At 69.2% G+C, this 11,184-nt stretch carries 10 protein-coding genes; 8 read left to right on the forward strand and 2 right to left on the reverse strand.

The features are described from left to right. Positions 1-140 precede the first annotated feature (140 nt). Positions 141-347 carry an acyl-CoA carboxylase subunit epsilon gene (locus ACWIHY_RS39410; RefSeq protein WP_454381491.1) on the forward strand — a complete coding sequence of 69 codons (207 nt, stop codon included), beginning with the start codon at positions 141-143 and terminating at the stop codon, positions 345-347. 74 nt (positions 348-421) lie between these two features. Here the strand turns inward: ACWIHY_RS39410 and ACWIHY_RS39415 are convergent, their stop codons facing one another. Together ACWIHY_RS39415 and ACWIHY_RS39420 are read right to left on the reverse strand one after the other, a co-directional pair. After that, positions 422-1,243, reverse strand: coding sequence for a helix-turn-helix transcriptional regulator (locus ACWIHY_RS39415; protein ID WP_454381493.1), 822 nt, complete (start codon positions 1,241-1,243; stop codon positions 422-424). A 391-nt stretch (positions 1,244-1,634) separates the two neighbouring features. Beyond that, a complete protein-coding gene (locus tag ACWIHY_RS39420) occupies positions 1,635-2,585 on the reverse strand; it encodes an oxidoreductase (protein ID WP_454381495.1) in 951 nt (316 codons plus the stop codon). A 451-nt stretch (positions 2,586-3,036) separates the two neighbouring features. On the opposite strand from ACWIHY_RS39420, the gene ACWIHY_RS39425 reads away from it, so the two are divergent. The 7 genes from ACWIHY_RS39425 to ACWIHY_RS39455 all read left to right on the forward strand — a co-directional run. Next, positions 3,037-4,473, forward strand: coding sequence for an FAD-dependent oxidoreductase (locus ACWIHY_RS39425; protein WP_454381497.1), 1,437 nt, complete (start codon positions 3,037-3,039; stop codon positions 4,471-4,473). Between the two features lie 31 nt (positions 4,474-4,504). Beyond that, on the forward strand, positions 4,505-4,744 hold the full coding sequence (locus tag ACWIHY_RS39430; protein WP_454381498.1) for a heavy-metal-associated domain-containing protein: 240 nt from the start codon (positions 4,505-4,507) through the stop codon (positions 4,742-4,744). Between the two features lie 228 nt (positions 4,745-4,972). Continuing rightward, a complete protein-coding gene (locus ACWIHY_RS39435) occupies positions 4,973-6,124 on the forward strand; it encodes a PLP-dependent cysteine synthase family protein (RefSeq protein WP_454381499.1) in 1,152 nt (383 codons plus the stop codon). After that, positions 6,124-7,389, forward strand: a complete 1,266-nt coding sequence (locus tag ACWIHY_RS39440; protein ID WP_454381500.1) for an MFS transporter — start codon at positions 6,124-6,126, stop codon at positions 7,387-7,389. The genes ACWIHY_RS39435 and ACWIHY_RS39440 overlap by 1 nt, the downstream gene beginning before the upstream one ends. A gap of 145 nt (positions 7,390-7,534) precedes the next feature. After that, complete coding sequence (locus tag ACWIHY_RS39445; protein ID WP_454381501.1) at positions 7,535-7,921, forward strand: nuclear transport factor 2 family protein; 387 nt, start codon at positions 7,535-7,537, stop codon at positions 7,919-7,921. Positions 7,922-8,045: 124 nt separating this feature from the next. Beyond that, on the forward strand, positions 8,046-8,762 hold the full coding sequence (locus tag ACWIHY_RS39450) for a YcnI family copper-binding membrane protein (protein WP_454381503.1): 717 nt from the start codon (positions 8,046-8,048) through the stop codon (positions 8,760-8,762). Between the two features lie 148 nt (positions 8,763-8,910). Beyond that, the coding region (locus ACWIHY_RS39455; protein ID WP_454381504.1) for a type I polyketide synthase at positions 8,911-11,184 on the forward strand (2,274 nt) is incomplete at its 3' end.

The raw sequence follows: 11,184 nt of genomic DNA on the forward strand, positions 1-11,184 counted from the left end.
GCCGAGACGCGCGAGGTGCTGATCGCCTCCCTCGCCATGCTCCGCACCAAGCACGCAGACCTGCCGTCACGCAAGCACGGCAACCCCCCGCAGTAGACGCGTTGTTCGCGAGCACCGCCGATCCGAGGGAGAAGACGCCCATGACCGTCCACGCCGACGAGCAGATTCTGCGGGTGGAGAGGGGACACGCCGAATCGGACGAACTCGCCGCGATCACCGCGGTTCTCCTGGCCCGTGCCGCCGCCCAGGCAGTTCCCGCCCCCGCCGCCGAGGTCCGCAGCAAGGCCCGCTGGAACCGGTTGGAACGGTGCCGCGCATTCTGCGCCCCGCACAGCTGGCAGGGCTGAGGCGCACCGGATCACCGAACCGCCGACGCGCGTAGAGCTCGCGCGTCGGCGGCGGGTAACAGGGAACGGACAGGTCAAGCGGTCGCCAGCGTGCGGCCGTGGCGAATGACCGTGCGCGGCTTCGGGATCGCGATGGCCGGCCGGGTCTCCTGGACGGCCGGTACCGACGGGCGGAGCGGGTCCAGTCCCGGCAGGGCGAGCAGCACCGGTGGCCGTGTCCAGTCCTCCTGCTGGACCGCCACATCGAGGCGGACGTGGGCGGCGGCGCCGATCTGCACCGGGCCCACCGTGCCGACGAGCAGCGGCGGACCGCTGGACGGCGCGCTCACCGCGTGCGAGCCGAGCGCCACGGCGTGCAGGTACCAGGTGCCCGGCGGCACATTGTTGAGGCAGAAGGGCCCCGCCCCGTCGAGCATGGACCAGGCAGCGGGCTGCCCCTGCAGGATGGGACTGTCGAACGCCCCGATGTACAAGGGCGACAGCGGCGTCCCCAGGACATGTGCCGTACCGGAAACGGAACCGAGCGGCCCGGGCGAGACCGGATTCGGGGATATCTCCGGGTGTCCGGCGGTATCACCTTGTCCGAGTCTTCGGTACTGGGTGGGCGAGAGACCGACGGACGCCGTGAACCGCCGTGAAAAGGTGCCGGCGCTGCTGTAACAGACCTGCGCGGAAATGTCGGCCACGTTGAAGGACGTACTGACAAGGAGGCGCTTCGCCTCGTGCAGGCGTACGGCGCTCAGGAACCGGCCGGGCGTCACGCCGGTGATCCGCCGGAATACTCTCAGGAAGTAGAACTTGCTCACCATCACAGAGCGGGCGAGGTCGTCGAGGCCGAGGGGCTCGTGGTAGCGCTCCCGCATGGTGAAGACCGCGCGCTGCGTGAGGTGCTCCATTGTGGGGGACTCCTAGCTTCGGTGTACGGCAACGCGGGGAAACCGCTGACGTGTTGTGCTCCATGGGTAATCCTCCAGTGGCGGGCGCCCCGTGTCTTCTTCGCGCTTGCGGACCTGCTCCTGGAAGAGAAGTTCGGGTAATCCTCCTAATAACGCGGGACCTTGCAGAATTTACACACAGTGAACTCGCGTGAAACGTGTCCCGAGGCAGCCGAAAATTGACTCTGTGCGGAATCCGCGACGACATGACATTCGTGGCGCGCGGCAAAAAGGAACGTCTCTTGCGGATGACGTCCCGTTGAAATGGCGCAGACTGGCGCAGGGGGAGGGTGCCGGGCCATGCCGCGAGCGGAATCGGGGTCTCACGTCACCTGGAGGCCGCCCCGCCGTCTCAGTCCGACAGCCCCGGCAGTTCGTAGTGAACGCCGGTCAGCCGTGCCGACATGTCCCACAGCGCCGCGGCCGTGGCGGAGTCGTAGACGGTCCTGCGTCCATGGCGCGGGGCCGGGGCGCCGCGGATCTGCAGCGGTCCGGCGGGGGCGATGTAGGAACCGCCGGGCAGATCCGGTTCGGTGGCCGCGTAGAGAGTCGGCCGGGCCCCTTCGATCGCTGGTTTGGCCAGAAACCGCACAACCCGGGGGACGGTCGCCCGCCAGAGACGGCCGTGCTGGGGCGCCTTCCCCAGGACACCGGTGTCGCTGAGCCCAGGGATGGCGATCATGCTCCGCAGGCCGGCTCCCCGTTCATTGGCCCAGCGGTCCAGCTGTGCGGAGAAGTAGACGTTGGCCCGCTTGGACTGCGCGTAGGCTCCCGAAGGCGTATAGCGCCGCTCGGCGTTGAGGTTGCCCAGGTCGAAACGGGCCGTGAGCTGCGACTCGCTGCTCACGGTCACCACACGCGGGGCCTGTGAACGCAGCAGCCGGGGCAGGAGCAGGCCGGTCAGCGCGTATGCCCCGAGGTGGTTGACACCGAAGTGGGACTCGAATCCGTCCGCGGTGCGGGTGAGCGGCAGCATCACCACTGCCGCGTTGTTGACAAGGAGGTCCAGCCGGTCATGGTCCCAGGACGCGGCGAACGCGCGCACGGATTCCAGGTCGGCCAGATCGAGCAGGCGTAACTCAAGCCCCGCCCGCGGGAGTTCGGAGCGTAAGCGGTGGAAGGCGGCTTCTCCCCGCGCCTTGTCGCGGCAGGCGAGCACGGTATGGGCACCTCGCCGGGCGAGCTCGCGGGCCGTGATGTACCCGATGCCGCTGTTGGCTCCCGTCACCACCACCAGTCGTCCGGACTGGTCGCGGATGTGCTGTTCCGTCCAGGACGTCTTGCGCGTCGTGGAACTGGGCATGCCGAGAGCTCTCCTGTCGGTGAACTGGTGAGAAATCATCGGTATTGCAGCAAGTTGACGCTTCTTCAATGAACAGCGAGAGAGGTGTCCCTACCGCCCATCGGAAATCCGGCCACAGGGGCGCGAAAGCAGCGCCTCGTCTCCGGGCCGGGGCATGCGGTTCACGAGACCGATGCCGGTACTCCGTGCGATCCACCCGGCCGGCGCCGGCACTTGCTGCGACTGTCTACCTGATTGGACACTCGGCAACCCCCGTTGCAGTCCGCCACGATGCCTGTGAGCCTTACACACCTCCCGGACTGAGGCAATAGGACTCAGGCGGCCCTGGACGCAAGGGAGTTGGGAGCAGCATTGAGCAATAAGGAAGAAGACACCCACGGCGCCCGGACTACATACTTGATGCCGCCGGAGACGTCAGGGCTGTCGGCCGGCATTCCCAAGGAGGGGACGCATGGCCGAGACCGATGGGCACGAGGCAGTCGGCGAGCACGCGGTAGTCATAGGCGCATCCATGGGCGGACTCGTCGCCGCACAGGCCCTGTCCGCGAGATTCCGCAGGGTGACGCTGTTCGACCGTGACACTCTTCCGGAGAACGCCGAGACCCGTAAGGCCGTACCGCACGGAGCGCACGCCCACGCCCTGCTCATCAGCGGCCGGCTGGCACTGGAAGAGTTGTTCCCCGGGCTCACCGACGAGCTGATCGACGGCGGAGCCGTGCTCTTCGACCCGGGCCACGACCTCCTCTTCCATCAGATGGGCGCTCTGCGTGCCCGCTTCGCCAGCGGCAGGCTGGGCGTCAGTCTCAGCAGGGCCTTTCTTGAACGCACCGTGCGCAGCCGGGTGGAGGCGCTGGGCAACGTCACCATTCGGGACCGCTCGGTCGTCGGTTCCCTCATCGCGGGCGGCGGCCGGATCACCGGGGTCGAGCTGAGTGACGGTGAGCGGCTCAGGAGCGACCTCGTCGTCGACGCCTCCGGGCGCGGCGGGGGAGGCCCCCTCGATTCACTCCAGCGCTTCGGCTACCCGGCGCCCGATGTCGACACCGTGAAGATCGACGTCGGGTACACGACACGGCTGCTGCACCGCAGGCCGGGCGATCTGCAGGACGGTGCACTGCTTTACCTGATGAGCGCCGTGCCCCCGCACGACAAGCGCGCCGCCGCCGCGTTCGCCATCGAGGGCGACCGCTGGATGGTGACGCTCGGCGGCTGGCACCGCTCCCACGCGCCCGTGGACCCGGAGGGGTTCGCGGACTTCGCCGCCGCTCTCGAAGCCCCGCAGATGGCCGAACTCCTCAAGCGGGCCGAGCCGTTGGACGACGGCAACGCGCGAAAGTTCACCTACCCGGCCGCCCGGCGCCGTTACTACGAGCGGCTGCACAGGCTCCCCGGCGGCCATGTGGCGCTCGGCGACGCGATCTGCAGCTTCAATCCGCTGTACGGGCAGGGCATGACCGTCGCGGCGCTCGAGGCGCTCGAACTGGGTTCATGCATCGACCGGTTCAAGGGGGCGTCGGCCCTCATGGCGCGCGACTATTACCGGGCCGCCGGGAGGATCATCGACACGCCGTGGCAGATGGCGACCGGCAGCGACTTCGTGTACCCCGAGACACAAGGGCGCAAGCCGGCCGGCAACGGGCTGGCCAACCGGTACATCCGCCAGGTGATGCTGGCCAGCCACGTCTCCGCGTACGCGCACCGCGTCATGCTCGACGTGCAGCATCTGCTCGCACCGCCCGCCTCCGTGATGCGCCCCGCAACGGTGCTGCGGTCACTGCTGGCCGCCCGCCGTTCCCCGGCCCGCGCGGCCGCGTGGAGCCTTGCGTCCCGGTCCGGCGGGGGCGAGGCGTCCGTGCTCCGGAGCGAGCGGGATACCGTACCCCGGTAACGTATTCACATCACTCAGCCCGGAGGTTCGCATGCCGGTCCAGGAGCCCACCACCCCCGCGCGGTCCATCACGTACAGCGTGGCCGGAATGGTGTGCAACAACTGCCGCAACCACGTCACCGAGGCCATCAGCGAGGTGTCCGGCGTACTCGGCGTGGACGTCGATCTCGCCGCCGGACACGTCACGGTGACGACGTCCGGAGAGCCCGACGACAAAGCCGTCGCCGAGGCCGTCGACGAGATCGGCTACGAACTGGCCGGCCGCGTCTGACCCCCGCTGACCGGCCGCCACCGGGGGGCGGCGGCCGGCCGCCCGCTGCGTCCTGCCGGAGTGCGGTGGTGAGCAATCTCGGCGATGACAGCGCGGGAGTGCCGTAACAGTCTTGGCGCGGCGCCAGGCTGAACAGCCGCGCCTACGCCGGCCGCTCCGGCGCGCATCGGGCCGGTGTCCGGCACTGGGGGCGCAGGCGCGTACCCATGACCTCGACCAGGGGGACCTATGCATGCTCTCAGCGCTCCCGATCACGGACGCGGGCCCTTGTTACGGCCGCAGACGTCCAGGGCGCCCGACCCCGCCCACTCGATCTCGTCACTGGTGGGCAACACTCCCGTACTGCGCATCACGGAACCGCTGACCCCGCCGGGCCGCGGGTTCTGGGCCAAGCTGGAGGGCAGCAACCCCGGCGGGGTGAAAGACCGCCCCGGGCTGTACATGGTGGAGCGTGCTCTGGCCCGCGGGGACCTCGCTCCGGGCGGACGCGTCATCGAATCGACGAGCGGCACCCTCGGCCTGGGGCTGGCGCTCGCGGGAATGGTGTACGGAAATCCCGTGACGCTCGTCACCGACACCGGCCTCGAGGAGCCGATGGAGCGCCTGCTGACCGCGTACGGCGCCGAGGTCGACGTCGTGAACGTGCCGCACGAGACCCGTGGCTGGCAGCAGGCCCGGAGGGACCGCGTGAGCAGTCTGCTCGCCGAACGGCCGGGCTCCTGGTGCCCCGACCAGTACAACAATCCCGACAACGTCGCCGCCTACACACCGCTCGCTCTCGAACTGGCCTCCCAGCTCGGCCATGTCGACGTCCTGGTCTGCAGCGTCGGGACCGGCGGACATTCGGCCGGCATCTCGCGGGTGCTGCGCCAGCTCTTTCCCGGCATGCGTCTCGTGGGGGTCGACACCATCGGGTCGACCATTTTCGGGCAGCCGGCCAGGCCACGGCTGATGCGCGGTCTGGGGTCGAGCATCTATCCCGCGAACGTGGCCTACGACCAGTTCGACGAGGTCCACTGGGTGGCACCGGCCGAATCGGTCTGGGCCTGCCGCCAACTGGCCAGGTCTCAGTACGCCACGGGCGGCTGGAGTGTGGGGGCCGTCACCCTGGTGTCCTCCTGGCTGGCTCGCACACTGCCGGCCGGGACGCAGATCGCCACCGTCTTCCCCGACGGCCCGGACCGCTACCTCTCCACGGTCTACGACGACGCGTACTGTACGGCGCATCAGCTGCTCCAGGGGCCTCCGGCCGACGAGCCGCTCGAGGTCGCCCACCCCCAGGAGTCGGAGATCCGGCGCTGGACCCGGTGCACGACCGTGGTCGACCCCGCGGCAGCGGAGCGCCTGGTGCCGGCGGCCCCGACCTCGGCCGGCCGGTGATGAGGTCGGTCGTCGGGGAGATGCGCTCGTTCGGTCCCGGCGCACAGCTGCTGATGGTCAATCAGTTCAGCATCAATCTCGGCTTCTACATGCTGATGCCGTATCTGGCCCAGTACCTCGCCGGCAACCTCGGACTCGCCGCGTGGACCGTCGGACTCGTCCTCGGCGTACGCAATTTCAGCCAGCAGGGCATGTTCCTCTTCGGCGGGACACTGGCCGACCGTCTCGGTTACAAGCCCATGATCGTCGCCGGTCTGCTGCTGCGTGTCGCCGGTTTCGCCGTACTGGGACTGGTCGACGCACTGCCGGCCCTCATCGCGGCCTCCGCCGCCACCGGGCTCGCGGGAGCGCTCTTCAACCCGGCCGTGCGCGCGTACCTCGCCCATGACGCCGGAGAGCGGCGCGTCGAGGCCTTCGCGTTGTTCAACGTCTTCTACCAGGCAGGCATTCTGCTCGGACCCCTGGTGGGACTGCTGTTGACCGCGGTCAGCTTCCGTCTGACCTGTCTCGTGGCGGCCGGTGTGTTCGCCGTGCTCTCCGTGGCACAGCTGTTCGCGCTGCCCGCGCGCAAGGGTCGCGACCATGGCGAATCGCCGATGTCGGTGCTCTCGCAGTGGCGTTCCGTCGTCGCCAACCGGGCGTTCGTGCTGTTCTCGCTCACGATGGTCGGTTCGTACGCGCTCTCGTTCCAGGTCTACCTGGCGCTGCCGCTGGAGGTGCGCCGGCTGGGCGGGGAGGGGGCGACGAGCGCCGTGGGCGTCGCGTTGCTCTTCGCGGCATCCGGTCTGGCCACCATCGTGGGGCAGACCCGGCTCACGGCATGGAGCAAACGGACGCTCGGTGCCGGCCGGGCCCTGGTGCTCGGACTGGGTCTGCTCGGCGTCGCGTTCGTGCCCCTGCTCGTAGCCACGGCGCTGCCCGTTCCCGACGCGGGCGCGGGGCGTGCCCTGCTCGCCGTGGTGCCGTCGCTGATGGCCGCACTGCTGTTCGCGTTCGGGACGATGCTGGCCTACCCCTTCGAGATGGACACCATTGTGACTCTGGCCCGGGACCGGTACGTCGCCACCCATTACGGGTTGTACAACACCATCTGCGGCGTGGGCATCACGGCTGGGAACCTGCTGACGGGCGCTGCCCTGGACGCCGCGCGCTCCGCCGGCGCGCCTGCCCTGCCCTGGTTCGTGCTCGGCGCGATCGGGGCCGGGTGTGCCATGGCGATGCTGTCCCTGCACCGGAGTGGGCGACTTCAACCGGTCGCCGCCTGAGCCGGGTTGGCGGTGCCGAGGGGGTGGGTCATTCGGCGGGCCGCCGGAGCCGTGCGGTTGCGGCTTTCTGCGGCCCCTGATTTACTGATGCATTCCGGTATACCCCCAGGGGGTAAAAGCCCACCCGGTGAGGAGCAATGTGAACGTGTTCTCCGATGTACCGCCCGAGCGATTTCTCGAGAACTTCTACACCTCTTTCCAGGAGGAGGCCATCTTCGGCGACGAGGAGGCCGGTGCCGTCATCGACCGCTACTACACACCGGACTTCGTGCAGTTCAACGACGGCATTCTCATCGACCGCGAAAAGCTCATCGCTCACCTGCGTCCGGTGAAGAAGACCCTGGAGAGCGGCAGTTACGAGGTCAAGGAGGCCATGGCCGACGGCAATCGCATCGCCGCCCGCCTGGTCGTGCGCGCCGCGATGAAGAAGGGGACAAAGGTGGACACCGAGGTCTATCTCTTCGGTGATCTGGCACCCGACGGACGGTTCAGCCGAATCGACCAGATCACCCGGACGCTGAGCGACGACTAGACGGTCCTCCACCCCGACTCCCGTCGCATGAAGGCAACGTGGGAGATGCGGCGGGAACCCGGGCCCGGAAGAATTCGTGTCCGGGGGCGGTCGTCCCCTTCCGAATGCCTTTTGAGGGGGAGACATGTCTCGTAAACTGCCCAAGGTCATTGCAGCCGTCGCGCTTTCCGCAGGTCTTGTTTTCGGCGCCGCTCTTCCGGCGTCCGCGCACGTGACCGTCAGCGAGCCCACGACCGCAGTCGCGGGCAGCTTTCCCACGCTGACCTTCCGGGTCCCGAACGAGCGGGTCGAAAGCAGGACTGCCAAGATCCAGATCATTCTTCCCACGGAAGAGGCGAGCAAGCTCTCCAACGTGCTGGCCAAACCGCACCCCGGCTGGGCCCACCGGATCGAGAAGACCGGCACCGGTGGCAACATCGGTGAGGGCGTCCTGTCCATCACATGGATCGCCAAGGACTCCTCCAGCCAGATCAAGGCCGGTGACTTCGACGAGTTCCAGATCCTCGGTGGCCGTATACCGGCCGTCGACCAGATCTTCTTCACCGCCGTACAGACGTACAGCAACGGCGAGGTCGTCCGCTGGGACGAGCGTCCCACCGCGGAGGAGCCGCACCCGGCCCACATGGCGCCGGCCCTGAAGATCGCCCCGGCGTCCGGTGGCCACAGCGCCACCAACGCCTCCCTGCCGCTCGGGTCCACGGGTGACGCCGCAGGTGTGTCCGACGACTCCACCTCCGTGCTGCAGACCAAGGAAATGGCCGCCTCCGCCGCCGCTCTGGTCGGTGTGGGTGGTCTGACCCTGGTTCTGCGCCGCCGCAACCGCGCGGGCGCCGCCGAGTAGCAACGGCGGCTGCACTGCCCTGCGGTGCAGCGTTCCGACACCTGGGGTCCACCGGCCCACCGTGGGGCCGGTGGACCCCGCGGGCTTGTCCGAGGGGCTCTATGGGCACCCGGCCGACATCACGCCATACGAGGGAGCGACGAGCGATATGCGACGCGAGCGGCCTTGGCAGGGCACCCCCCAGGGGACCGGGGAGCACGGCGAAGCCGTCGCGGTGATCGGCATGGCGTGCCGGCTGCCGAAGTCGCCCGACCCCGAGGCGTTCTGGGACGTGCTGCGCACAGGATCCGACGCCGTCACCGACGCACCCGAGGGCCGGTGGGACCTGCCCGGCACGGGCGGGGGCGACGGCGAACGGTTCATGACCGTGCGGCGCGGGGGATTCCTGGACAGGGTCGACCTGTTCGACGCGGACTTCTTCTCCGTCTCCCCCCGCGAGGCAGAGGCGATGGACCCGCAGCAGCGGCTCGTGCTCGAGCTGAGCTGGGAGGCCCTGGAGAACGCCGGGATCGTGCCTGCCGTTCTCCACGGGAGCGACACGGCCGTCTACGCGGGCGTGATGGCGGACGACTACGCCCTGCTGCATCAGCGATGCGGGGCCGGGGCGGTGACGCGGCACTCCATGACCGGGCTGCACCGCGGCATCGTCGCCAACCGTGTTTCCTACACACTCGGCCTGCGCGGCCCGAGCATCGTGGTCGACACGGGTCAGTCGTCGTCCCTCGTCGCCGTGCATCTGGCCTGCGAGAACCTCTTGCAGGGCGGGTCCGCGCTGGCCCTGGCCGCAGGCGTCAACCTGAATTTGGCGGGGGAGACCACCCGTACGGTTTCGGCCTTCGGCGCCCTCTCGCCGGACGGCTACTGCCGCACCTTCGACGCCGGCGCGAACGGCTATGTACGCGGCGAAGGCGGTGTTGTCCTCGTGCTGAAGCGCCTGTCGGACGCCCTGGCCGACGGCGATGAGATTCACTCGGTGATCCTCGGCAGCGCCGTGAACAACGACGGTGCCACGGAGAGTCTGACCCGGCCGAGCGCGGCGGCACAGCGGGATGTCATCGCCGCGGCGCACCGCCGCGCCGGCATCAGCCCCGATGACGTCGACTACGTCGAACTGCACGGAACGGGGACCAGGGTCGGGGACCCCGTGGAAGCGGCGGCGCTCGGCGAGGCGTTCGCCGCCGGGAGCGGGGCCGGCCGGCCGCCGGTCGCCGTCGGGTCGGTCAAGACGAACGTGGGCCACTTGGAAGGCGCCGCGGGGATTGTCGGACTGCTGAAGGTCGTGCTGAGCATCCGTCAGGGGCAGATACCGCCGAGCCTGAACTTCGAGAGCGCTCACCCGCGTATCCCTCTGCCCGAGCTAGGCCTGTACGTCAACGAGACCCTCGCCCCATGGCCGGATGGCCACAGCGGGCGTCTGGCCGGGGTGAGTTCCTTCGGCATGGGCGGCACCAACTGCCACATGGTGGTGGCCGATCTGGCGACAACCGGTCATGCGCCCCCTCCTGCCGCCGCACCCGGGCCCGGGCCCGAGGGTGGGAACGAATGCGTGGGGGGTGGTGTGGTGCCGTGGGTGGTGTCGGGGCGTGGTGTGGGGGCGTTGCGGGATCAGGCGCGGCGGTTGCATGGGTGGGTGTCGGGTCGGGTGGGGTTGTCGGTGGGGGGTGTGGGGCGGGCTTTGGCGGTGTCGCGGTCGCAGTTCGAGGAGCGGGCTGTGGTGGTGGGTCGGGGTCGTGGTGAGTTGTTGGCGGGGTTGGAGGCGTTGGCGGAGGGCCGGCCGTCGGTGGCTGTGGTGCGGGGGCGGGTGACGGCCGGGGGCAGGTCGGCGTTCGTGTTCACGGGGCAGGGCAGTCAGTACCCCGGCATGGGCCAGGACCTCTACCGGACCTGCCCACCGTTCGCCCAGGCACTCGACGAGGCATGCGCCGCGTTCGAACCACACCTGGAGCACCCGCTCCAAGACGTCATGTGGGGCAACCACAGCGGCCTCCTGACACGCACCGACTACACCCAGCCCGCCCTGTTCGCCCTGGAAACCGCACTCTTCCGAACCCTCGAAGCCTGGGACGTCCACCCCGACTACCTCGCCGGACACTCCATCGGCGAACTCACCGCCGCCCACGCCGCCGGGATCCTCACCCTCACCGACGCAGCCCGCCTCGTCACCGCCCGCGGACACCTCATGCACACCGCCCCCACCGGCGGAATCATGACCGCCATCAACGCCACCGAAACCGAAATACGACCCCACCTCAACGACCACGTCGCCCTGGCCGCAGTGAACTCACCCACCTCACTCGTCATCGCCGGCCACCCCGACCACATCACCACCGTCACCCACCACTTCCACACCCTCGGCCGCAAAACCCGGCCCCTCACCGTCAGCCACGCCTTCCACTCCCCCCACATGAACCCCGTCCTCAAC

This window comes from Streptomyces sp. NPDC055287, from assembly GCF_053646035.1.

Bases quoted from the DNA above. Each gene is read 5' to 3' on its own strand.
- ACWIHY_RS39410 (WP_454381491.1), top strand. From the start codon at position 141: ATGACCGTCCACGCCGACGAGCAGATTCTGCGGGTGGAGAGGGGACAC.
- ACWIHY_RS39415 (WP_454381493.1), bottom strand. From the start codon at position 1,243: ATGGAGCACCTCACGCAGCGCGCGGTCTTCACCATGCGGGAGCGCTAC.
- ACWIHY_RS39420 (WP_454381495.1), bottom strand. From the start codon at position 2,585: ATGCCCAGTTCCACGACGCGCAAGACGTCCTGGACGGAACAGCACATC.
- ACWIHY_RS39425 (WP_454381497.1), top strand. From the start codon at position 3,037: ATGGCCGAGACCGATGGGCACGAGGCAGTCGGCGAGCACGCGGTAGTC.
- ACWIHY_RS39430 (WP_454381498.1), top strand. From the start codon at position 4,505: ATGCCGGTCCAGGAGCCCACCACCCCCGCGCGGTCCATCACGTACAGC.
- ACWIHY_RS39435 (WP_454381499.1), top strand. From the start codon at position 4,973: ATGCATGCTCTCAGCGCTCCCGATCACGGACGCGGGCCCTTGTTACGG.
- ACWIHY_RS39440 (WP_454381500.1), top strand. From the start codon at position 6,124: ATGAGGTCGGTCGTCGGGGAGATGCGCTCGTTCGGTCCCGGCGCACAG.
- ACWIHY_RS39450 (WP_454381503.1), top strand. From the start codon at position 8,046: ATGTCTCGTAAACTGCCCAAGGTCATTGCAGCCGTCGCGCTTTCCGCA.